This is a genomic window from Sphaerochaeta halotolerans (assembly GCF_003429665.1).
Lineage (GTDB): Bacteria > Spirochaetota > Spirochaetia > Sphaerochaetales > Sphaerochaetaceae > Sphaerochaeta > Sphaerochaeta halotolerans.
Genome location: NZ_QUWK01000015.1, coordinates 1 through 23,670, shown reverse-complemented (window position 1 = coordinate 23,670; position 23,670 = coordinate 1). Strand labels below are relative to the sequence as shown.

Here is a 23,670-nt window from a genome sequence, read left to right as displayed (position 1 = left end):
GCATGAGACTGAAGAGATTTGGTACCAAGAAGAGACCTGATTACCGTATCGTGGTGATGGACTCCAGGGCAAAGGCCCAGGGTAGGACCCTCGATGAGGTTGGTCAGTACCATCCTCTGGCTGAGAAAGATCAGCAGGTTATCTTGAAAGTTGAGAAAATTCAGGACTGGCTCGCCAAGGGTGCACAACCCAGCGACACCGTAAGAGCCCTGCTCAATAAGAATGGCGTGACGGTGACCAGAACTGTCCAGGAATAACTTCCAGGAGATGGTTGTGGAAAAAGATCTTGTTGAATACATTGTAAAATCTCTTGTTGATGCCCCTGATGAGGTCAGTATCAATGTGATCGAAGGTGAGAAATCTACGATTCTTGAACTGAAGGTAGCCAGTGAGGATGTTGGCAAGGTGATCGGTAAGCAAGGCCGTATTGCAAAGGCAATTAGGACCATCCTGAGTGCCTCAGCCACCAAGGATGGCAAGCGTGCCGTGCTGGAAATACTGGACTGAACTATGGAAGCGTTGCTCTGGACTGCTACTGTAAAAGCTCCTTTTGGAGTGAATGGTGAGGTGAAAATCCATCCTCATAATGATGACTGCGCCTACCTTGCAAAGATCAAGGAAGTTGTGTTGCGTGCGAAGGATGGGTCAGAGCAAACATTCACTATAGAGAGTTTTCGGATGATGGGCTCACAACCCTTGATGAAATTTGCGGGTTTTGACAATCCTGAGGATGCAAGGGCGCTTGGTGGCCGTCATCTGATGGTACAGAGAAAATGGGCAGCCCCCTTGAAAAAGGGACAATACTACGTTGCTGATCTCATTGGTTGTGCCTTGGTTCATGATGGTGATCATCTGGCTGAAGTAGTCAGTAGCATCGATGGTGCGCAGGCTGTGATGCTTGAAGTCCGTAGCCCTGATGGATCTCTTTATATGGTTCCGTATCTCAAGGAATTTATTGGTGATGTAAGCCTGGAGGAACGGACGATTGAGTTAAAGACTCCTTGGATTCTCGCGTGAAGATTCAGATAGTCACCCTGTTTCCTGCAATGCTGGAAGGGTTTTTCGAAAATTCAATCATGAAAAGAGCTGTACAAAGCGGTTCTGTGGAGTATGAGATTATTGACTTCAGAAGCTTTGCAACAGATAAGCACCAGAGTTGTGATGACGTGCCGTATGGTGGTGGAGCTGGAATGGTGATCAAATGTGATCCCCTCTGTAACGCTCTTGATTCCATCCATGCCAAGGAGAAGCGGGTGGTTTATGCCTCTCCCTCGGGAAAGCGTCTGAGCCAAGCGTATGCCGAAGACCTGAGCAAAGAAGATGAACTGGTCTTCATCTGTGGTCATTATGAAGGTATTGACCAACGGGTGATTGACCTATATGTTGATGACGAGATTAGTATTGGGGATTATGTGATCAGCAGCGGAGAGGTTTCCACGTTGGTAATCATTGACGCGGTATATCGTTTGATTGACGGTGTGATCAGTAGTGAGTCACTCAGTGAAGAGAGTTTTCACGGTGGTTTGCTTGAATATCCCCAGTATACAAGGCCTGAGACCTATTGCTCAAAAGATGTCCCTGATGTATTATTGAGCGGGCATCACGCCAAAATTGGCCAGTGGCGGCTACAGAAACGGTTGGAAAAAACCTTGTTGAACCGACCGGATTTGTTGGAGACGGCATCGCTTGATGTGAACTCCAGAAAGATTTTAAATGCATTGAAAGAACATAGTGCGAAGGGGACCGGAGACGATGGATGTAATGAAGGCTATTGAGTCGGAACAGATGAAGGAAAATGCAGAGAACTTCTGCGTTGGTGATACCGTAAAGGTGTTTTTCAAGATTATTGAAGGCACCAACGAACGTGTCCAGGTATTTGAAGGCCTGGTTATTGCAAAGAATAATGGTGGAATTCGCAGGACATTTGTGGTCCGAAAGATTTCCTATGGTGTAGGTGTGGAAAGAATTTTCCCCTTACACTCACCTCGTATTGAGAGAATCGAGGTTGTTCGCAGAGGTCGTGTCAGAAGGGCAAAGCTCTATTACATTCGCAAGAAGGTGGGCAAGAAGGCAAAAGTCAAAGAGCTCATCCACAGAAAGAACGCCTAGAGCGTTTACCAAGCGAATATCGAGAAGGGACGACGTGCAGTCGTCCTTTTTCGTATTTCCTTGAGTGCTTGTCGTTGAGGAAAAAACAGGATAGTCTTGCAGACACGAGGTAGGCAATGGAAACGGAAAAGAAACAAACAAACAGCCAGGGACGGCAAAAACGACGAACCCGTTCCAAGAAGCAGTCCAAGGCCAATGGCTCTGCCAAAGAAAAGGCAAAAAAGGGTGGAAGCAAGAACAGCCTGCTCCCTGAACAAAATCGAAAACCCTATCATAGCAATCTTCCACAACTTCCCGTGAAGAAGGTGCTAGAGCCAAAAGAGACCTGTGTGCTCTGCGGTGAGGTGATCGATGGCATTGCCAGTGCTCTTACCCATCCCGATGGGGGCTTCTGTCATTTTGATTGTGTACTCAACAAGATCAAGGAACAAGAGAAACTCTCTCCCTCGCAGAAGGTCAGCTATATCGGCAAGGGTGCCTTTGCAGTTGTGAACCAGGAAGAGGATGGATCTTTCAGTTTTGCCAAGCGAATAGCTTGGGAGAGTTCAGAAGCTTTCGCCAAGATGAAGCAATACGTTGAGGAGATCAAGAAATGAACAGAAAAGAGCGTATCGCCATGCTTCCAGGCTCTTTCGACCCTCCGACCAACGGACATATTGATATCATCGAGCGGTCTTCCCATCTTTTCGAAAAACTCTTTGTGGTTGTTGCAGACAATGTGCAAAAACAATGCTTGTTTACTGCAGACGAGCGCATGGACATGCTCAAGGAAATCCTCAAGGACCATGAAAACATCGAGGTTGTGAGTTATCGTGGTTTGGTAGTTGATTTTGCCCGTGAGCATGGGGTAGGGGTCATGGTCCGTGGAGTAAGAGCTCTGGTGGATTTTGGGTATGAATTTGAATTGGCCATGACCAACAAGCAATTGAATCCCGACTTGGAGGTGCTCTTTATGCCGACCAGTCCAAAATATTTCCAGCTGAGAAGCAGTGCCATCAAGGAAATGGCGGCTTATGGGGCTGATATTTCCCCAATGGTTCCTCCTCTTGTCGTACAAATGATGAGAAATCGAATCAAGTTGTTGACGCTTTAGGGCTTTTTCGTTATTCTACCTTATGTGTCAAAAATTAGCATAGTGTAAGAGGTTATCAACATGGCAACACCGAAATATAAGACTTCCAAAGCAAGCGCAGCATCAAGAAAGGCTGCTAACATGCGTCTTGCAACCCCGACACTCTCTCGTTGTAGCACCTGTGGAAATATGGTTCTTCCTCACCGTGTCTGCCCGAAGTGCGGTTTTTACCGTGGCGTGCAGGTCATTGAGTTACAGGATAAATAATTACGACGATTAGAGGAGTTAGATAATGGACAGTAAAGAAGTATTTGAAAAAGTTAAATCTTTAATTGCAGAAAAGCTCGAAATTGATGAGAGCAAAATTACCATGAACGCATCCTTCAGAAAGGATCTTGGTGCAGACAGCTTGGATACATATGAGCTTGTATACGCTATTGAGGAAGAACTTGGTATCTCCATCCCTGATGAGAAAGCCAATGAGTTCGAAACCGTTAAGGACGCAGTAGACTTCCTTTCGACGCAACTGTAAGGATTTCCTGTCTATGGAGAGTAGCCTCTTCAAGAGAGCTCCCGCAATCTCATCAGAAAGAGAGCGGGAGCTTCTTCTATTCATTGAAAAGAGCAAGATGGAGATCAAGGATCTCTCCTTGCTGAATCTTGCATTCACACATCGTTCTTTTGCCAACGAATCCAACGAATTGGTCGACACAAATGAACGTTTGGAGTTCCTCGGTGACAGTGTACTGGGCATGTGTGTAGCAGACTGGCTTTTCAGAAATCTTCCTGCAAAAGCGGAGGGAGATTTCTCAAAAATCAAGAGTATTGTAGTCAGTGAAGATAGCCTAGCCATGATTGCCCGCTCCCTTGAGGTTGATAGATATCTGCTTATAGGAAAAGGGGAGGAAAACAGTGGAGGGAGGAAGAAGAAAGCCTTGCTTGCTGACTGCATGGAAGCAATCTTTGCTGCCTGTTATCTCGATAGCGGATTCGAGGCGGCTAAACAATTCATTATGCGGTATCTAGAAAACCAGATTAGAGCAGTGCTGGAAGATGATTACCATCGGGACTATAAGACAGCCCTACAGGAATACATGCAGAAGCGATGGCGCATGGTCCCTACCTATACACTCGTGAAGAAAACTGGTCCAGAACACGATTTTACCTTTTACATGCAAGTAGATGTAAATGGCCAGATTTTTGGTCCCGCACAGGGACGGAACAAAAAGCAGGCCGAACAACTTGTTGCCAAGCTTGCTTATGATCAGCTGGTGAGATTGGACAAGGATTGATAGTGCTTGGCAATCTTCAAGAGTTGTTCTTTCGTATTCTGTTTTGGATCATCAAGCACGGTATCCAATAAATATTCCAGAGTTTTTCCAAGCTGTCTTCCCTTGGGGATTCCCACTTGCATCAAGTCATTCCCATTCACAGCCAAGTCCTTGATGGAGAGGGCATCCTGAGCATCAAGGATACACTTGATTCTCTGTTCCAATTCTTCAAGCAGACTGATATCTGCCTTGCCGTGGATTGCAATCTGATCGGCTATTCTGAGGCTGAAGAGCATACCGACATGTTCCTTGCCTACGCGGGTGAGAAAACGTCTTACAGCACTGTCACTCCAGTTGCTCTGGTAGCTGAACATATGATGGCGTACCAGTAGGCTGACCAGACGAATCTGTTCATTGCTTGCCTTCAGTCGTTTCATGAGCTCGATTGTGAGTTTTTCTCCGACCAGATCGTGGTTGTAGAAGGTATTGCGTTCCGGTCCTTCTTCCATTACTTCACTCTTGCCAATATCATGGAGGAGTGCGGCTAGGCGGACCTCCAGGCGATCTGTGAGTGCAACAGAAGCTTGGCAGGTGCTGATTGCGTGAGAGAGTACATCTTCATGATGCATTCCCTTCTGGTCAATCTGATCCCCTGCTGCAAGCTCGGGGAGGATAATCTCCAGTATGCCACACTCACGCATATAGGTAAGCCCCACCTTTGGATGATCTGAAAGCACCAGTGTGAAGAGTTCATCACGAATGCGCTCACTACTTACATTTCTTAGATTTGCTCTGCAATCGTGCATTGCCTTCAGGGTATCCTCATCAATCCTGAAGTTCAGTTTTCCAGCAAAGCGACATGCTCTCAGGATTCTCAGTCCATCTTCTTCAAAACGTTTTCTTGCGTCTCCGATGGCCCTAATGGTCCTGTGTTTCAAATCTTCTTTTCCACCATTGAGGTCGATGATTCTGCTGTCATGCAAGTCAACCGCGAATGCATTGATGGTGAAGTCACGCCGTTTCAGATCCTCTGCAAGATTGGAGATGAATGTCACACTGCTGGGATGCCTTCCGTCTTGGTAAGAACCTTCGCTCCGGAAAGTGGTTACTTCAAAACTGTGCTTCTCAAAGCGTACGGTAACAGTTCCATGGTCGATACCTGTAGGAATTACAGCCTTGAATAGATGCATGACTTCTTCCGGTTTTGCATCGGTTGTGAAATCGTAGTCTTCGTTTTGTATACCCAAGAGATAATCACGAACTGCACCCCCAACGATATAGAGGCTGAAACCTGCTTCAATGAACTGTTTTGAGAATCTGCGGATTACAGATGGTATCGGGAATTGCTGCATAACAAGACAGTATCGCGACAACTGAAGAAGGTCAACGGAAAAACCGGTCACAAAGGTTGTCATGCACACGTATTCTGAATAGAATGGCATCTATGCGATAACCCGTTACGGGCAAGTTGAAGGAGTGTATATGTTTCGTCCAGTAACCACTAAAGTGGATTTTCCTGCGATGGAAGAGAACGTTCTCTCTTTCTGGGAGACAGAGGATATTTTCAAGAAATCGATTGAAACGCGGTCTGAAGAAAATGAATATGTTTTCTATGACGGACCTCCGTTTGCAACCGGGCTTCCCCATTTTGGACATCTGGTTCCAGGAACTATTAAAGATGCCATTCCCCGGTATCAGACCATGAAAGGAAAACGGGTCAGGCGTGGTTTCGGTTGGGACTGTCATGGACTACCTGTTGAGTACGAGATGGAGAAGACACTGGGAATCAGTGGACACTCTGCAATCATCGAATATGGTGTAGCTAAGTTCAACGAGCAGTGTCGTTCAATCGTTTTGCGTTACACCGAAGAGTGGAAGCAGACAATTAATCGCATGGGACGTTGGGTTGATTGGGAACATGGGTATCGCACTATGGATACCAACTATATGGAGTCCATCTGGTGGGTATTCAAGACCCTCTTCGAGAAGGGGTATATTTATGAAGGATACAATATCCTTCCGTACAGCCCTGCCTTGGCAAGCCCGCTCTCCAATTTTGAGGTCAATCTTGGAGGCTATCAGGATGTTGTTGACCAGGCTGTAACCGTTCGATTTGCAGTCGATGGCCAAGAGAATACGTTCTTCCTTGCTTGGACGACAACCCCATGGACATTGCCCAGCAACCTTGCTCTCGCCTTTGGCCCAGATATCGACTATGTGAAGGTAAAAGACAAGAGTGATGGGAATTACTACATCCTCGGTAAAGCCCGCCTTGATCACTACTACAAGGATGAGAGTACCTATGAGATTGTTGAGGAACAAAAGGGTACCTTCTATAAAGGCATGCGTTATAAACCGCTGTTCCCCTATTTTGCAAATCTCAAGGAGCAGGGTGCTTTTGTCTGTGTTTTGGGAGATTATGTAACCACAGAAGAGGGTTGTGGTATTGTCCATACAGCTCCTGGCTTTGGTGAAGATGACTATCAGGTGCTCAAGGGAACAAACATCCCTGTTGTTTGTCCTATTGATTTGGAGTGCCGTTTTACTGACGAGGTTCCAGATTTCGCCGGCCGTTTCGTCAAGGATACGGACAATGATATCATTTCCTATCTGAAAGAGCATGGACATCTGGTGAAACGGGAAAACTACCTCCACTCCTATCCTTTCTGCTACCGCACCAAACAGCCATTGATTTACCGTGCTATGAGTTGCTGGTATGTAGACGTCCAGAAGATCAAGAAAGACATGCTTGATGCAAATGAACAGATCTATTGGATGCCCGAACATCTCAAGTACGGTCGCTTTGGCAAGTGGCTTGAAGGAGCCCGTGACTGGGCAATCAGCAGAAATCGGTTCTGGGGAAACCCGATTCCAATCTGGAAGTGTGATGGCAGTGACTATCTTGAGGTTATCGGCAGTAGGGCGGAGCTTGAAGCCAAGTGTGGACAGAAGGTAGAGGATTTGCATAAACACTATGTAGATGATCTTACCTGGCCAAGTCCTGACGGCAAAGGAACGATGCGCCGTATTGACGATGTCCTTGACTGTTGGTTTGAGTCTGGTTCCATGCCTTACGCCCAGCAGCACTATCCGTTCGAGAACAAAGAGTACTTTGAAAACAACTTCCCAGCTGACTTCATCTGTGAAGGGTTGGACCAGACACGTGGTTGGTTTTACACTCTGACCGTCATTGCAGCAGGACTATGGGAGAAGCCAGCCTTTACCCACTGCATCACCAACGGCATCGTACTGACTGCTGATGGGAAGAAGATGAGCAAGAGCGAACGCAACTATACCGACCCGATGGAGATTGTAAACACGTATGGGGCAGACAGCTTGCGTTTTGCCTTGATGAATAGTGCTGTAGTTCGTGGAGAAGATTTAAAATTCAGTGAGGAATCAGTCAAGGAAGTACTCAAGACCTTGATCATACCCCTCTGGAATGCCTACTCATTCTTTGTAACCTATGCAAATATTGATGGGTATGAACCTTCTACAACAGCCTTCGAGGACCTTACGAACCCGATGGATCGTTGGATTGTCAGTGCAACACAACGTTTTGTCCAGACTGCAACGGATTCATTTGATGCCTATGACATCCAGAAGGCTTGTGCCTCCTTCGTTCCGTTCATTGATGAGCTGAACAACTGGTACATCCGCCGCAGCAGAAGAAGGTTCTGGAAAGGTGAGAACGATACTGACAAGAAGCAGGCGTATGATACCCTTTATAGTGTCCTGATGACCTTCGTCAAGGTTGTTGCCCCGATCATCCCCTTCACAAGTGAGGAGATTTACCAGAACTTGAAACGTGGAGATATGGAGCAGAGTGTACATCTCTGCATGTATCCGGAATATGATGAGAGCCAGAGGGATTGGACGCTTGAGAACCAGATGTCCCTGACCCAAAAGGCTATTGCCATGGGGCGCTCACTGAGAGCTTCCAACAACCTGAAAATCCGTCAGCCACTGCAGAAGCTTTTCCTTGTGGATCGAGAGGAGGAAGAGCGGGTGATTCTGGGGAGTATGGAGTCAATCATTGCAGAGGAACTGAATGTCAAGGAAGTGCATCTGCAGTCCGATGAGTCATCCCTTGTAGAATATAGTGCGAAGGCTAACTTCAAGGTCTTGGGTAAATCTTTGGGCAAGGACATGAAGGAAGTAGCCTCCATGATTGCTGGTTTTGATGGAGCACAGATTGCATCTATTCTTGACGGCAGTCCACTCACGCTTTCCTACAGCAATGGCGAGATTGCAATCTCCAAGGATGAAATCATTGTCCAGAGGACTGAGATGGAAGGGGTGAAGGTAATCAATGATGGTTCTCTTACTGTAGGCTTTGATACCAAGATTACCCAGGAACTCGCTGATGAGGGAATCGCGCGCGATATCATTCGCTCGGTACAGAACCTCAGAAAGGAGAGTGGGTTTGCTGTATCTGACCGGATTATTCTGACGTACGATGGTGATGAGGTCATCCAGCGGGTCTTTGACCAGCACGGACAAACCATTGCCAAGGAGACGTTGTCCAATACCCTGCGCTTTGGTAGACTTACAGGGGAAGGTATCGATTGCAATGACCATATAGTGAGGTTGCAAGTAGAGAAGGATTAAGCGTGATGAATACATTTACCAGGCTGGTTCCTATTGGGTTTCTTTTGGTTCTCCTCCTCTCTTCCTGTGCTACAACGGCAAGGAAGGAGGTTCCCTATTATGATTTTCAGGGAATGGCTGACAGTGGTGTCATTGTCGTGACTGTGGATGCGCAGAAGGAGAGTGAACTCATCAAGAGCGTTTTTGCCGATATGCAAGAGTTCGCTGATAGAGCCGAACGAATTTCTCTTTCGCTTTCTCCAAGAGTGGATGCATATCCATTGGAAGTGGATGAGCTGGACGCATATGGGGTAATCGAAGGTGATTATCCCAAATGGTTGGTTAACACTACCATGATGTACTCTAGGGAACTCAAGAGGCAGTATGCTCAAGATGATTTGACGTACTTCCAGCAAAAGAATGGTGAGTTGAGCATCTATGCCCCCAACAACGATAAGATTTTATTTACCAATAGGGGGTACCCTGAGGTATATGAAATTTATAATGCTGAGAGGAGGCTGATAGACTTGCCTACAGCAAATGACATGCTTTCCTCCAGTATCGCAGTCTATTCGCTGGAGCCGGAAACGTTTTTTGATTTGGGTCTGGAATTGCCGGATACGGTGATTACGCAGGCCAAGGTGATGCTTCTGCTGATTAACCAAAAAGAAGATGGGGGGTATAGCTTGGATGCTTACATCACGATGGACACACCCAAGCTTGCAAATACGTTGTCCCAGATGGTGAGAACAGGGTACCTTGCCCGACTGAAGAGGGAGAAGACTCCCTTCAAGATTGCCGATCTGATGAAGATGTTCCTGATTGAAGATGATCTAGTTACGATCAAACATATGGATTTGGGTGAAGAGCAGATGAACAATTTCAAGCAGAGCTTGAGTGGCCTGCTGTAAGCCAACAAGAAGAGGAGATATCGCATTATGCCTTCATATGAATATGAGTGCCAGCTTTGCAAAGCACGGGTTGAATTGGTCCAATCCCTGGACAAGCATGAGCCTCCTGCCATCTGTCCTTCCTGTAATATGGAACATACAATGAGGAGGGTGAACAAACCCGCTTCGTTCCATGACGAACAAGATGTGCAATCTGTTGAACCAAAGCAGGAAGAAGAGAAGGAGTAGACACTTGGAAACAAAACAGAAACGAATCCTTACCGGTGACCGGACAACGGGTAAACTGCACCTCGGCCACTATGTAGGTTCCCTTAAGAGTAGAGTTGAGTTGCAGCATACATATGAGACATTCGTTCTCCTTGCTGATGTACAGGCGCTTACCACTCATTTTGAAGATCCTGAGTTGATCAACAGCAGTATTTATGATGTGGCAATCGACAACCTTTCTGTGGGATTGGATCCTGAAAAAGTGACTCTGGTGCAACAGTCTCAGATTACTTCCATTGCTGAGCTGACAGTCTTCTATTCCATGCTTGTAACGGTGAACCAACTTCGCCATAATCCCACGATCAAGACAGAGGCAAAGAACTATGGGTATGCAGATCTTACTTATGGTTTTCTAGGGTACCCGGTAAGCCAGACAGCAGACATTACCTTCTGCAATGCAGATTTGGTCCCGGTAGGTGAGGACCAGGTACCGCATATTGAACTTGCCCGAAAGATTGTCAGAAAGTTTAATGATATGTATGGCACCAGCATTGTTGAACCCCAGGTGAAACTCAGCACGGTAGGACGACTGGCAGGACTGGACGGGAATGCCAAGATGGGCAAGAGCATGGGCAATGCTATCTATCTCTCTGATACTCCAGAAGCAGTATGGGAGCGGGTACGTAATGCAGTTACCGATCCCGCACGTGTTACGATTAACATTCCCGGTACTCCCGAGATCTGCAATGTGTACAAGTACCATTGCGTGTTCAATGAGGCAGAAAAGGACAACATTGCTGAGCTGTGTAGAACCGCGCAGATTGGATGCGTAGCCTGTAAGAAACGTCTGAATGCAGCGCTCAATGCGATGTTGGATCCCATCCGTGAAAAGCGTGCCTACTATGAAGCCCATCGGGGAGAGGTGAGAGACCTCATCATCGAAGGTACTCGAAAGGCTAATGTCATCGGAAATGAGAACATCCATGCCATCAAGGAAAAGATGCATGTTCTAATCTGAGAACAGTGAGAATAGTGCAAGGGGAAGCCACCGAATGACAATCAATCAAACCAGGTAAACCCGTTCTCCTTTGCCAAGCTTTCGGCAAAGCGGGGCAGGGTTCTGATCGGATAGACCTCAACAGGCAGGTTATCCTTGAGCATCGGTTCCACGATACGCCAAGACTCGGTAATTTCCTGCATGGTGGGGAAAAGGCTTTTGTCTCCCTGAAGAATCTTCTCCACAATCTGCTCATATGCTTCTGGGGTGTTTGCACCGAATGTCTCACTCTGATTGAACCGGAAACGGACCGGTTTTGACTTCCAACTGGTATTGGGCATCTTCAGATTCATGCTGATATCGATGGTTAACTCCGGGTGTATGGTGATGATCACAGCATTCTCCGCAATGGAATCATCGTGCATCACCTGCTTGGTAGCGTTCTTGAACTTGATGTAAATCAAACTCTTGGCCTCTTGTTGCATTTTCCCAGTGCGTACATAAATGGGAATACCAGTGAAGTAGTATGTGTTTACAAATAACTTGAATGCAGCATACGTGGGAGTATGTACGATATGGCCGCTATTGGCTCCAAGTGATTCATATCGCCCCATATGAAACTCTTCAATGGGGGATATCGCTCGCAGTACCTTCTCTTTCTCAACTGCGATATCCTTCGGAGTCAGCGTTGCCGGCTCGCTCATGGTCAGGTAGGTAATGATCTGCATGATGTGGTTCTGGATGGTGTCCCGTACTACCCCAATCTTCTCATAGAATCCAAGACGTTGGTCCACTCCATGGGTCTCGTCGAAGATAATCTCAATTGACTCGATGGTTCTGTTGTCCCAGATTCTCCTAATGATATCGTTATGAAAACGCATCAAGAGGAGGTTCTGCATGAACTCTTTGCCCAAATAGTGGTCAATACGGAAAATCTCCTCATCTGTGAAGGCTTTTTCCAAGATGTCATTGTATCGCCGTGCACTCTCAAGGTCGAACCCGAAAGGCTTCTCAACGACAATCTTCTTGGTCAGGAAACAGATGCAATCCAGCTGGTTGTCCACCTGTTGGATTTGTGCAATGGCAATCTCATAGAGCGAAGGCTGCAACGCAAGGTAGTAGATGAACTCAACTTCGTCACTTTCACCACACAAGGCTTTCAAGCGATCAGTGAGAATAGAAACAGCATTGTTGCCACTCATGTCGTAATAGAGATAGTCAAGGTGGTCTGTGAAAGAGGAAGGAGCATCCTTCCTGATGATCTCAGAGAGGAACTCGTCCCTGGTGGAGAAACGCCTTCCTAGTGCAATCACCTCAAAAGCATCCCCTTTCTCCATGAGATGCTCATAGGCTGGATAGAGTTTCTTCAGGGCAAGGTCGCCTGTGCCACCGTATTGTATGATGATTCGCTTCATGGTGTGTCCTCCCTCAAGTCAGTCACTATTATCGTACCATGGAATGGGTGGTGAACAAAGAAGGAGCATGGCAATGTATGTGCATCCTCCTTGCCGGACAACAACCGAGTGAGTGCCTCCCGTTTCCCCTCTCCTAGGAAGATGAGATAAATCTTAGCTTCTTTGGCAAGGGTAAGAAACCCCTGCCAGGAAAGCGTTACCCGCTTCTTGGGAGGTTTTGGACTATCTTTTACAATCATGGTTTGAGCCTCAGTGTCGCTGGGCCAGGAACCAGGGAACAGGCTTGCAATATGACCATCTTCTCCTACACCAAGATAAAGCCGGTCAAAGGGGTCTTCACTAAGAATATTTCCCTCACTGACTACGGATAGAGTCGTTCCTTGGTCCAAGGCTGCCTGCAATCCAGCTTCCCTGAGCGTATCCTCGTTGCGTTCGCCCTCAAGGCGTTCATCGACAAGGTACAGATGGGTCCTCCCAAGAGTTTCTTCCGGAAGACTCAGCAGGGCTCTCATAAGAGGAGAAACACTTCTTCCACCGGGTAAGGCAATATGCAACGGGCCCTGTTTTTCCTGGGAAAGCGAGAGCAAGTCATCCCTAAGTATATATTCAAAATCACTGGTTGTGTCTATTCTCTCAATATTCATACGCAATATTGTACTCAATAAAATAGAAGTAGAATAGTAGGGAATAGGGTTGACTCAAATATTTCCTTTTGGATTTTCCAACTTCTCGCGTGCAATTGCAAGCATGAGCTTGATTCTATTCTCCTGGTTCACCCCGGTAGCGGAAGGATCATAATCAATCGGGACGATGTTTGCATCCTTGCTTCGTTCCGTCACAGCCCTGATCATTCCCTTGGCACAGATATGGTTGGGAAGACATCCAAAGGGTTGGGCACAGACGATGTTGTGATATCCACTATGTACAAGATCGAGCATTTCTGCGGTAAGCAGCCAGCCTTCTCCCATCTTTACCCCATAGTCGATCAATCCTTCATCAAGCTTCTTCATCTCAGTGTAGGGAATGGGGACGGTGAACTTGCCGCTTTTCATCATCGCTTGCCTGCTCATCTTCTCAACCTTGTACATTAAGCGGAGTATATATTGGGTGGCATTTGCACTGATGAACCTTCCCCCATAGTACTTTCGGTCAGTAATTGCATTGTCTATACCGTAGTAGAGGAATCCCATCATGGAGGGAACCATGACCTCACATCCCTGTTCCTCCAGATATTCCTGGAGGTGGTTGTTCCCCAAGGGAGAGTATTTCATGTAGATTTCACCCACAATGCCTACCTTGATACGCACTTCCTCCCGCCTCTCAATCTCAGCAAACTCTGCACAGATTCGATTAAGATTTCGCTTCATCGCCCAACCAATGTATCCACGGTTATGGGCGAAGCAGTCAGAGAGATAGGCAGTCCACTTGGCCACCAGAGCATCCGCTTCTCCCTTATGCACTTCATACGGGCGAATCTGATTGCTAAGTGCCATCAGCAGATCGCCGTATATGAAAGCACTGTAGGTTTGCAGCAACATAAATGGAGTTATCTTGAACCCTGGGTTCTTCTCCATTCCCTTGAGATTAAGACTGATTACCGGAATTTGGGAAAGATTGCACTTCTCAAGTGCCTTCCTAAGGAGAAAAATATAATTACTTGCCCTGCAACCACCACCGGTCTGGGTGATTACCAAGGCTACCTTGTCGCTGTCATACCCCCCATGCTTGATGGCGTCGATAAACTGCCCGATAACGAGCTGAGCGGGATAGCAGATGTCATTGTGCACATAGCGCAGTCCTTCGCGGATTACGTTCGGACCCTGGTTGTCAAGAAGTACCACGTTATACCCATGGTTTGAAAACACCTCCTTGGCTATATTGAAGTGGATTGGGCTCATATTGGGGATCAGGATGGTGTAATCCTTCTTCATCTCCTTGGTGAACGGCGTACTCATTGCGGTTCCTTGGCCTCCTGTAGTGCTGCAAGCAGACTGCGGATGCGAATTTTTACTGCCCCAAGGTTTGCAATTTCATCAATCTTGATCTGGGTATAGATCTTATCGGTTTGGTGAAGGATATCCCTGATCTCATCAGTGGTAACGGCATCCAGCCCACAACCAAAGGAAACAAGCTGAATCAGCTGCATGTCCTCCTGGTGTGTAACATACCGAGCTGCATCATACATCCGAGCATGGTATGTCCATTGATTGAGTACATTGCGCTGTTGTTTCTCCACCAAATGCGAAATAGCATCCTCGCTGATGACAGCACAACCGCACTGCAGCAGAAGACCATCGATCCCATGGTTGACCTCTGCATCGGCATGATACGGCCGGCCGGTGAGGACCACGATCGGCCAATTTCTCTTGCGTGCCTGCTCAATGATGATGTTCCCCTGTTCCCTGATGGCTTTCTGGTACGCTTCCAAGCTCGCATAGCCTGCCTTTACCGCACGCTTAATCTCCTGTTTCTTGACAGGAAAGTACTGACTGAGAATCTGATGCATCCGCTTTGGGAGGAATGAGCGGTCGGCAAGGGAGAGATAATCACTTATGAACGTAACAGATCCATCCTGCAACTCACTGATGTTATGCTTGAGCACTTCAGGATAGTAGGCAACAACCGGGCAATTGAAATGGTTGTCTCCTTTCTCTTCATCGATGTTGTAGCTCGAACACGGATAGAAGATGGATGGTACCTGCTTCTCAAGCAATTCCTTGATGTGCCCATGCATCAGCTTTGCAGGGTAGCAGATTGTATCGCTCGGGATAGTGGACTGTCCCTTAAGATAGGTTTCCCTGGTGGAAGGTGAAGAGACAACGACTTCAAAGCCCAAGTGGGTGAAGAACGTGTGCCAGAAGGGCAACTGTTCATAGAAATTGAGTTGCAACGGCAATCCAATTTTTCCACGCTCCCCCTTCTTCTCTTTCAAACGTGAGAGATATTGTTGTTTGAAGGCATAGATGTTCAACTGTTCTGGGTTGCTGATGAAGGTCTCAGGGCTGACAATACGGTCACATTTATTTCCGCTTACCAGTTTGCGCCCTTCATCGAAGATGTTGATCGTCAGGAGGCAGTTGTTGGTACACCCTTTGCAATAGGTGGTCTTCGTTCGATGGGTGAAATGGTCCAGCTGGGTGAGGGAGAGGGTAGTACGTTGTTGTGGAACCGCCAGGTGCTGGTCACGGGCATGCAAAGCGCAACCATATGCTCCCATAAGTCCTGCTTCATTGATTCGGATTACTTCACTTCCCAGTTCCAACTCAAACGAACGAAGCACTGCATCGTTGAGGAATGTCCCTCCCTGTACGACTATATGGTTTCCCAGCATCGCCGGGTCGGTGGAACGTATCACTTTATAGAGTGCATTCTTCACAACGCTGATAGCCAATCCTGCAAAGATATCAGAGACACTTGCCCCATCCTTCTGGGCCTGTTTGACTGAACTGTTCATGAATACCGTGCAACGGGATCCCAGATCGACAGGATTCTTTGCCTTGATTGCGAATTCTGCTGCTTCCTGTGGAGTGTAGCCAAGTGCATTGGAAAATGTCTGGAGAAAGGAACCGCAACCTGACGAGCAAGCTTCATTGAGGAATATATCATCAATGGTGCCATCCTTGATCTTGAAGCACTTGATGTCCTGACCCCCGATGTCGATGATGAAATCAACATGCTCCTGGAAGGCCTTCGCACTCTTGTAGTGGGCCATGGTTTCCACAAGGGAGTACTCAAAAGCAAATGCATTCTGGAGAAGCTGTTCCCCATATCCCGTGGAGCATGCTTTTTCGATGGTAATATTGGGATATGTTATGTAGAAGTTCCCTAAAAACTCCTTGATTGCCTGCACAGGATTACCGTTGTTCTCCTCATAGCGGCTGAAAAGCAGTCTTCCCTCCGGATCGATGATGCACGCCTTTATGGTAGTGGAACCTGCATCCACTCCCAAGAATGCTGGTCCTGCATAGTGTTCAGGATCCACCTTTGTCAAGGAGGCATTTGCATGACGGTTCTTGAATGTTTCATAGGCCTCATGATCTTGGAAGAGGGGAGGAATGGAGGTGAAGGCCTTTCCCATATCATAGTGTTCCAGGTTATAGATCAATTGCTCTAGCTCAATAGCCTGTTCTTCTGCACTGAGGGCTGTTCCCAGCGCAACATAGAAGAGGGAGTTTTCAGGGCAAATACCCTCCAATCCAAGCGTCTTGTCGAATGCCTTTCTCAGCTCACTGAGGAACGTCAGTGGTCCACCGAGATAGACCACCTGCCCCTTTATCGGTCGTCCTTGGGCCAGTCCCCCGATACTCTGGTTCACTACAGATTGAAGTACAGAGAGTGAGATATCACTCTTCTCAGCTCCTTGGTTTACCAATGGCTGTATGTCACTTTTTGCAAAGACTCCGCATCTGGAAGCAATGGAATAGCTCTGCTTTGCTTGTTTTGCAAGCTCATTCAGTTCTTGTTGGTCGATGTGCAGCAAGCTTGCCATCTGGTCGATGAATGAACCAGTACCACCAGCACAAGTCCCATTCATCCTTACTTCCATGTTCTGGGATAAAAACAGGATTTTTGCATCTTCTCCTCCAAGTTCGATGACAACATCGGTATGGGGAAGAAATTTCGTTATAGCAATCCTTGTTGCATATACTTCCTGGACAAAGGGGAGACGCAGGTTCTGGGCAAGCCCCATACCAGCCGAACCAGAGAGTGCAAACATGGTGGGGTGTCCTGCACACAATTCCTTGACATCCTCGAGCATGGTACACGCTGTCTCAGCAATCTGAGAGTAGTGACGTCTATAATCTGTGTGCAGTACTTGCAACGTATCATCCAGCACGACACATTTCATGGTCGTGGAACCAATATCCAAGCCAATCTTCATCAAGAAAGCCTCCGAATATCCAAACCATATCGATTTTTTGGTTTGTGGTACAGCGAGAATAATCAGTATTTATACAATATAGCAAGAAATGTCTATTATCTTGTAAGCCCATCTGCGCCAAAATCCACAATTTCAGTGTTTTTGATAGCTTCTTCCAGGAGTGGTTCGATTGCCATAGCGCGATAATGCTCTTGTTCCACCGACTTGTCTGGATGTACCAATGGGTGTTTCGGGCTAAAAATGACACAACAATCCTCGTAGGGAAGAATCGAAGTCTCATAGGTGCCGATTTTCATGGCAAGATTCATAATCTCCTGTTTATCCATGCCTACAAGCGGGCGAAGGACCAGTTGTTCACTCATGCTATCAGTAAATGCCATCGATTCCAGTGTCTGGCTTGCCACCTGGCTGAGTGCCTCTCCGGTGACGATGCAGCTTCCTTCCTGGCTCTTGCTGATGGCATTGGCCACGTACATCATGGCAGCGCGGAACATCAAGGTGGTTTCATCTTCCCTGCTGTGTTGCTTGATCCATAGCTGTGCTTCCGTGAAGGGAATGACATGCAATCTGGTTCCCTGCAAGTAGGGGGCAATGAGGCTTGCAAGTGTCTTTACTTTTTCCAAGGCTTGGTCACTGGTGTAGGGATATGCATGGAAGTAGATGCAATCCATCTTCAAACCCCGCTGTGCCATCCGGTAGCCAGCAACCGGACTATCGATTCCTCCACTCAGAAGCAACATTCCCTTTCCTGCAGTAGAGACGGGCAACCCCCCAGGTCCTGGTTTGGGAGAGGTGTAGAGATAGGCTTGGTCCCGGATCTCACAATGGATGGTCAGGTCAGGATGCTTCACATCAACAGTCATCTCGGGATATATCTCATGTACCACCTCCCCGAGTGAACAGTCAATCTCATAGCTGGTCATGGGAAAACTCTTGTCAGCGCGCTTGGCGATGGACTTGAAGGTACCTACTCCCTTGTTGAAGGGTTCCTCGGCGATAAGCCTTTTTGCTGTTTCCCGAATGACTGAAATCTCTTTCTCGCAGCGCAGGCAACGGGAGTAGCCTACCACCCCGAAAGTGGTCCCCAGTGCCAATTCTATGGTTTCTTTAGGACATTCGTTGCTGATTTCAAAGAATATGCGTCCTTTTTGCCGATTGACCTGTGTCCTGTATCCTTTCAACTTTTGCTTGATATTCTGCTTCAGCCGCTTCTCAAAGGAATCGCGGTTCAAACCTTTCAGGGATATTTCCCCGAGCCGTATCAAATAGAGAGTGGAATCTTTCATGCATGCTCCTGGATGAGTGTGGTGAATGCTTCGGCCAATGCCTCGGCTTCTTCTATAGTGGTATCAGCACTGAATGAGATGCGAATGCTGCTCTTTGCCAGGGATGGGGCTATCTGCATGGACTCAAGTACCCCCTCTCCCTTCTGCTTGGCATTGTTGCTGCAGGCAGAACCGGAGGAAACGCAAAATCCCTTGTCATAGAGCATCCGGGTGAACACTTCGCTGGGCAAATTATTGGTAGCAACATTCAGGATATAGGGAGAGCAAGCCTTCTCAGGGCTGATGGTGGGCAAGAATGAGAGCCGGTCGCGGAGCAGGGTATTGATTTGCTTGACCCGTTTCTCATGTTCCGAGAACTTCTGTATTGATTCCTTAGCCGCTTCCACCATGCTTGCAATCCCAGGTAGGTTCTCTGTGCCCGGTCTCAGGCCAGCTTCCTGTCCGCCACCTCTCGAGAGGCTCTCAATGGCGGGGTCTCGGTTGTAGAGAAATCCCACACCCTTGGGACCATGGAATTTGTGTGCACTGAAGGCCGCACTATCCACCCCGAGCGTTTCGAGTGAGAAGGGAATCTTGCCGAAGGCTTGGGTTGCGTCAGTATGGAAGTGGATTTTCCTTCCTCCCTGCTCCTGCTCGTAGGCGCGTACTTCAGCGACCAGAGCCTGGATGTCCTGGATGGTCCCCACTACATTGTTCACGAGCATCAGTGAGACCAACCTTGTCTGTTTGGTCAGAGCTCTACGGAGATCCTCTGCCTTGATGAACCCCCCAGGTGCATCAAGGGTCGTGACTTTCCAGCCCAATTGTTTCATCAACCGGCCATACTCCTTGGTGGAGGAGTGTTCAATGTTGCTGATGATTACATGAGGTTTCTGGAGTTTCCAGATAAGGCTGTTGAAGATGATGGCATTTGCCTCGCTTGCACCAGCTGTGAAGGTGAGATTCTCTTTTGCTACAGAAAGTAGTCCAGCCAGGTCCTCCCTGGATTGTTCCAGCTTTTCCTTTGCCTTGATACCCTCAGCATGAAGGCTGCTGGGGTTGCCGATGTATGTACTTGCTACGTGTTGATACACATCAAGAGCGGTTCTGCTCATGATGGTGGTGGCAGCGTTGTCAAAATAGCGTATTTCTTGCATATCGGTATTGTGTGATAATGAGTGGATTTTTGCAAGTATGCAGGGAGCAGGGAGCGCTTGTCTTGGACCCCTGCTCTGAGGTATAACAGTACTATGAAAAGCATGGTGACGACGCAGCTCGAGAATGGTAGGCAGACAGAAGTTTTGCTTGCTGACGACCTGAAGGACCTTTCGGCTCATCTTGGTGAGTATGGACGCTTGGTATTATGGGTGTTCGACACGAATACGGTAAAATTGTTCAAACAGCTTCCACCCAGCCATGTTGTACTGGAAAGTGGAGAGAGTGCAAAGAATTTCTCATCCTTGGAGCGCATTCTCAGCTCAGCACTGGATGAGGGGCTTGCGCGTGATGGCAGGATCATCGGGTTCGGTGGTGGAGTGGTCTGTGACATGTCCGCCTTCGCTGCCTCGGTGTACATGCGTGGATGCCGCCTCACCCTGGTGCCGACCACCTTGCTTGCCATGGTTGATGCTTCGTTGGGAGGCAAGGCAGCCATCGACTTCCAAGGGATGAAGAACATGGTGGGTTCATTCTACCCAGCCAGTGAAGTGCTGATCTCCATCGATACGCTGAGAACACTCAATGAAAAGGAGTTTCTCAATGGGCTGGCAGAGGTTATCAAACATGCATTGCTCAGCCAGGATGAGGAGCTCTATAAATTTCTCCTGATGCGCAAGAATGAAATCCTCAGCAGGGATCCAAAGACACTGGCTGCCTTGGTGGAGCTTTCGCTCAAGGTAAAACAGTGGTACATTGAACAGGACCCATTGGAGACCTTGGGTATCAGGCAAAGCCTGAATCTGGGGCATACCTTCGGTCATGCCCTGGAGTCCTCTTCCCACTACCTGATGTGGGGGCATGGTGCCTGTGTTGCATGGGGAACATGCCGAGCATTGGAAGCTGGTGTTGTACTGGGGGTTACAGACAAGGCCTATGCAAGTGGGGCAACCAAACTTTTCAAGAGTTTTGGGTATGACATTGAGTACCGAATCGGCCGTGGTGACTGGATTGAATACCGTGACCACTTGCTCAAGGACAAGAAGAAAGTGGATGGGAACGTACGGTTTGTCCTGTTGGAGAAACAGGGCTCGACCATCCTCATGCCACTTGATCTGCAGCTCATCCAGCACCTGGTCATTGCCAAGCCGATCTTCTAGGGAACTATTCCACCAATTTCAATAGGTTTCCATAGATATTGGTTACCTCTTTTGCCTGCTTTTTCATCTGTGCAGCCTCCAAGGAATCAGCGAGGGTGAGGAGCGTGTAGAGCGAGGTGTCCAAGGCATCGAAACAATCATCATCGGCAGTAAAACGATAGTTGCCATTGCCACTCTCTTCCAATGCCACAAAGTACAGGTGTTTACGCTGTTTCTTGTTCTTGGTGAAAGCCAGCAGCCAGTGCAGGTTGTCGATCAGGGTATCTGCATCCTCAATGGTATATATTCCCGATGGGGGATTGTCCAGGATGCCCTTTCCTGGATTGACCTTGCCTTGCAACTCAAGTGCTGAGAAAAACATATCGCCGTAATGGATGTAGAATCCTCTATAGAGAATGGCCACCAGGAAGTTCTTCGGCCGTTTGGGGGCTTTCTCATTCATCTGATTGAGATAATTCAAATCCTCAAGCGGTATGAGTGCAACAAGCCTCTCCTTCTTTTTCTTTCCACCGAGAACCAAGGTAGGATAGGTTCGCTTGTACACCGTGATGGTGGCTTTTCCCTTCTCCTCGCGTTCCTTGATAGCTTTCTGCCGTATCTCCTCCTGCTTCTGCAGTTTGCCTGATGGGCGTTCCTTCTGCACCAATGCAGTGAGCTTTGGATAGAGCTCGGGGGAAATATCATCCAGCCATGCCTTGTCCAGAGGACTGACACTACGGGCATAAAGCCTGCTGGTCTGTACAATTTCCCCGGCTATGATGAACTGGGGAAGGCTCTTGAAGTATGCGCTTCCCGGGTGGAGGAACACCTGGTCTGCAGTAAGACTCTTGTACATGTTGCCCCGAGCCTTGATGCACACATACTGCATCAAGCCACTGGCAATGCAGCATAGATACTCCCTGACACTTCCTCCACTTGCAAGGGGGAATCCCACGTCTCCGCAAATCTCACCAAGTTGTTCATTGACATGGACAATTTCCTGCATTCCTTGGAAATCGAGATAGTTCATCTTGCAGAACCGCTGTTTAGCATCTTTGCTGGTATTTTTCGTATACTGGTAGTAGATGTTCAGGTAAGAAGCAAAATCCCCATACTCGGTGTTATTGAACCTTCGATGTGCGGCACGGCTCAGATCTTCTTCACCCTGGGGGAAGAGAAATGGCGTCTTGGTGGAGAGGAAGCTGACGGCAATCAGGACTTCTTCCAAGACAGTAGGGTGGTTCATCATTGCTTCAACGATTACCCTTGAGTGACGGGGTAGCAGGGGGAAACGGCACATCAGGTTGCCGATTGTGGTCAGCTGACGCTTTCCATCAATCGCCCCAATGAACCTGAGTGTCTCCTCAGCACTGGTGATAGCACTGTGTTTTGGTCTTGTGATGAATGGAAAATGCTCATAGTCGGTAATCCCCAAGTCACTCATACGAAGCACTACCTCACTCAAATCGGTCCTGAGGATCTCTTCTGTCCCATACGTGAGCCTGCTCTTGTAATCATCTTCACTGTAGAGGCGATAACACACTCCAGGACTGGTTCGACCTGCACGCCCTTTTCTCTGTTCACAGCTTGAACGGCTGGTGGGGAGAGGAACCAGGGAGGAGGTGAAATCCTTCTGGTTGTAGAAGTTTATTTTTGCGATACCGCAGTCAATAACAGTGGTAATGCCATCAATGGTGACTGAAGTCTCTGCAATGTTGGTGGCAACAACCACCTTTGTTTTGCCAGGGGAAGTATCGTTGAAAACCGATTCCTGTTCCTCTTTGCTGAGTCTTCCGTACAGCGGATAGATTTCCAAGCGTTTCTCGGTATCGGCCATATACAGTGCATTCACACAGTTGGTAATGTCGAATTCACCGCTCATGAAAACCAGGATATCCCCGCTCTTCTTCTTGGCCTCTCCGGTAACAATCTGGGTAATGGCCTCGATCTGGTATTCGAGCGATTCACGTTGCAACGGCTTGTAGACAACCTGCACAGGATAGACTCGTGCATCAATGCTTATGATTGGAGCCTTGTCAAAGAAATCACTGAACACCTTGGTGTTGATAGTTGCACTGGAAATGATCACCTTGAATTCTGGCCGTTCTTTCATGACATGACGCAGTAGACCCAGGATAAAATCGATATTGAGGGATCGTTCGTGTGCTTCATCGACCAGTATGACTGAATAGGAACGAAGCAGTGGATCGGCTTTAAGCTCCATCAGGAGTATGCCGTCGGTCATAACCTTGATACGGGTTCCTGGGCTGGTAGTGTCCTCGAAACGCATCTTATACCCTACGAATTCATCATCACGTCCTATCTGTTTCTTTATAAACTCACTGACGCTGAGGGTGGCGATTCTTCTTGGTTGGGTAATGCCGACTTGCAGGGCATCTGCATAGCCAGCTTCGTGCAGGATGAGGGGGATCTGTGTGGTTTTACCACTTCCCGTTGGGCTTTCAACGATGATGACCTGGTTCTTTTCAAGGCCATCAAGAATTTCCTGCCGGTGCATATAGACCGGCAAATGTTTCATGTCTTTCAAAATACTTCCTTTATTGTGACAACTCTCCCCCGCCTACAGGCAGGGAGCTTCTTGGAAAGCATTCCCAAGAACTATTTCTGCTTCTACGATGTCGGGCTTCTTAGGCTCA

23 protein-coding genes are annotated in these 23,670 nt (G+C 47.8%); 15 read left to right on the top strand and 8 right to left on the bottom strand.

The genetic code is table 11. The annotated features are described in order from the left end of the window. Positions 1-2 precede the first annotated feature (2 nt). The 10 genes from rpsP to rnc all read left to right on the top strand — a co-directional run bounded on the left by rpsP (position 3) and on the right by rnc (position 4,473). The gene (gene rpsP / locus DYP60_RS12235; RefSeq protein WP_202384398.1) at positions 3-257 is read left to right on the top strand and encodes a 30S ribosomal protein S16; all 255 of its coding nucleotides are present in this window, start codon (positions 3-5) and stop codon (positions 255-257) included. A 16-nt stretch (positions 258-273) separates the two neighbouring features. After that, positions 274-507: a KH domain-containing protein gene (locus DYP60_RS12230; protein ID WP_117331327.1), complete on the top strand. Its 234-nt coding sequence runs from the start codon at positions 274-276 to the stop codon at positions 505-507. Between the two features lie 3 nt (positions 508-510). After that, the gene (rimM, locus tag DYP60_RS12225; protein ID WP_117331303.1) at positions 511-1,017 is read left to right on the top strand and encodes a ribosome maturation factor RimM; all 507 of its coding nucleotides are present in this window, start codon (positions 511-513) and stop codon (positions 1,015-1,017) included. Continuing rightward, positions 1,014-1,775, top strand: coding sequence for a tRNA (guanosine(37)-N1)-methyltransferase TrmD (gene trmD / locus DYP60_RS12220; protein WP_117331302.1), 762 nt, complete (start codon positions 1,014-1,016; stop codon positions 1,773-1,775). The genes rimM and trmD overlap by 4 nt, the downstream gene beginning before the upstream one ends. Continuing rightward, positions 1,753-2,109, top strand: coding sequence for a 50S ribosomal protein L19 (rplS, locus tag DYP60_RS12215; RefSeq protein ID WP_117331301.1), 357 nt, complete (start codon positions 1,753-1,755; stop codon positions 2,107-2,109). The genes trmD and rplS overlap by 23 nt, the downstream gene beginning before the upstream one ends. A 116-nt stretch (positions 2,110-2,225) precedes the next feature. Then, on the top strand, positions 2,226-2,705 hold the full coding sequence (locus DYP60_RS12210) for a hypothetical protein (protein ID WP_117331300.1): 480 nt from the start codon (positions 2,226-2,228) through the stop codon (positions 2,703-2,705). After that, positions 2,702-3,202, top strand: a complete 501-nt coding sequence (coaD, locus tag DYP60_RS12205) for a pantetheine-phosphate adenylyltransferase (RefSeq protein ID WP_117331299.1) — start codon at positions 2,702-2,704, stop codon at positions 3,200-3,202. The genes DYP60_RS12210 and coaD overlap by 4 nt, the downstream gene beginning before the upstream one ends. 60 nt (positions 3,203-3,262) lie before the next feature. Further along, positions 3,263-3,448 carry a 50S ribosomal protein L32 gene (rpmF, locus tag DYP60_RS12200; protein ID WP_117331298.1) on the top strand — a complete coding sequence of 62 codons (186 nt, stop codon included), beginning with the start codon at positions 3,263-3,265 and terminating at the stop codon, positions 3,446-3,448. A 25-nt stretch (positions 3,449-3,473) separates the two neighbouring features. Further along, positions 3,474-3,713: an acyl carrier protein gene (gene acpP / locus DYP60_RS12195; RefSeq protein ID WP_117331297.1), complete on the top strand. Its 240-nt coding sequence runs from the start codon at positions 3,474-3,476 to the stop codon at positions 3,711-3,713. Between the two features lie 13 nt (positions 3,714-3,726). After that, a complete protein-coding gene (rnc, locus tag DYP60_RS12190) occupies positions 3,727-4,473 on the top strand; it encodes a ribonuclease III (protein WP_117331296.1) in 747 nt (248 codons plus the stop codon). On the opposite strand, the gene DYP60_RS12185 is transcribed toward rnc, so the two are convergent. Beyond that, on the bottom strand, positions 4,446-5,867 hold the full coding sequence (locus DYP60_RS12185; protein WP_240622882.1) for a CCA tRNA nucleotidyltransferase: 1,422 nt from the start codon (positions 5,865-5,867) through the stop codon (positions 4,446-4,448). The genes rnc and DYP60_RS12185 overlap by 28 nt on opposite strands. A gap of 67 nt (positions 5,868-5,934) precedes the next feature. Between DYP60_RS12185 and ileS the strand changes: the two genes are divergently transcribed. Genes ileS through trpS form a run of 4 tightly spaced genes read left to right on the top strand, consistent with a single transcriptional unit; the run spans position 5,935 to position 11,178 of the window. Next, on the top strand, positions 5,935-9,063 hold the full coding sequence (gene ileS, locus DYP60_RS12180) for an isoleucine--tRNA ligase (protein ID WP_117331295.1): 3,129 nt from the start codon (positions 5,935-5,937) through the stop codon (positions 9,061-9,063). Between the two features lie 5 nt (positions 9,064-9,068). Continuing rightward, positions 9,069-9,953 carry a hypothetical protein gene (locus tag DYP60_RS12175; protein ID WP_117331294.1) on the top strand — a complete coding sequence of 295 codons (885 nt, stop codon included), beginning with the start codon at positions 9,069-9,071 and terminating at the stop codon, positions 9,951-9,953. A gap of 27 nt (positions 9,954-9,980) precedes the next feature. Continuing rightward, entirely contained in the window at positions 9,981-10,181 is a 201-nt protein-coding gene (locus tag DYP60_RS12170; RefSeq protein ID WP_117331293.1) for an FmdB family zinc ribbon protein, read from the top strand. 4 nt (positions 10,182-10,185) lie between these two features. Next, positions 10,186-11,178 (top strand): tryptophan--tRNA ligase, encoded by a 993-nt coding sequence (gene trpS / locus DYP60_RS12165; RefSeq protein WP_117331292.1) that lies wholly within the window; start codon positions 10,186-10,188, stop codon positions 11,176-11,178. A 41-nt stretch (positions 11,179-11,219) separates the two neighbouring features. Here trpS and DYP60_RS12160 read toward each other — a convergent pair whose 3' ends face one another. From DYP60_RS12160 to DYP60_RS12135, 6 genes are all read right to left on the bottom strand, one after another. Next, entirely contained in the window at positions 11,220-12,572 is a 1,353-nt protein-coding gene (locus tag DYP60_RS12160) for a glucose-6-phosphate dehydrogenase (protein WP_117331291.1), read from the bottom strand. Further along, positions 12,569-13,216, bottom strand: coding sequence for a 6-phosphogluconolactonase (locus DYP60_RS12155; RefSeq protein ID WP_117331290.1), 648 nt, complete (start codon positions 13,214-13,216; stop codon positions 12,569-12,571). Before DYP60_RS12155 ends, DYP60_RS12160 begins: the two co-directional genes overlap by 4 nt. Before the next feature lie 54 nt (positions 13,217-13,270). Continuing rightward, positions 13,271-14,527 (bottom strand): 2-hydroxyacyl-CoA dehydratase, encoded by a 1,257-nt coding sequence (locus tag DYP60_RS14645; RefSeq protein ID WP_117331289.1) that lies wholly within the window; start codon positions 14,525-14,527, stop codon positions 13,271-13,273. After that, on the bottom strand, positions 14,524-17,454 hold the full coding sequence (locus DYP60_RS12145) for an acyl-CoA dehydratase activase-related protein (protein ID WP_117331288.1): 2,931 nt from the start codon (positions 17,452-17,454) through the stop codon (positions 14,524-14,526). Before DYP60_RS12145 ends, DYP60_RS14645 begins: the two co-directional genes overlap by 4 nt. A 95-nt stretch (positions 17,455-17,549) precedes the next feature. Then, a complete protein-coding gene (thiI, locus tag DYP60_RS12140) occupies positions 17,550-18,740 on the bottom strand; it encodes a tRNA uracil 4-sulfurtransferase ThiI (RefSeq protein WP_117331287.1) in 1,191 nt (396 codons plus the stop codon). After that, entirely contained in the window at positions 18,737-19,876 is a 1,140-nt protein-coding gene (locus DYP60_RS12135; protein ID WP_117331286.1) for a cysteine desulfurase family protein, read from the bottom strand. The genes thiI and DYP60_RS12135 overlap by 4 nt, the downstream gene beginning before the upstream one ends. A gap of 93 nt (positions 19,877-19,969) precedes the next feature. On the opposite strand from DYP60_RS12135, the gene DYP60_RS12130 reads away from it, so the two are divergent. Then, the gene (locus DYP60_RS12130) at positions 19,970-21,034 is read left to right on the top strand and encodes a 3-dehydroquinate synthase (protein ID WP_117331285.1); all 1,065 of its coding nucleotides are present in this window, start codon (positions 19,970-19,972) and stop codon (positions 21,032-21,034) included. A gap of 4 nt (positions 21,035-21,038) precedes the next feature. On the opposite strand, the gene DYP60_RS12125 is transcribed toward DYP60_RS12130, so the two are convergent. After that, a complete protein-coding gene (locus DYP60_RS12125) occupies positions 21,039-23,552 on the bottom strand; it encodes a helicase-related protein (RefSeq protein WP_117331284.1) in 2,514 nt (837 codons plus the stop codon). Positions 23,553-23,670: the final 118 nt, after the last annotated feature.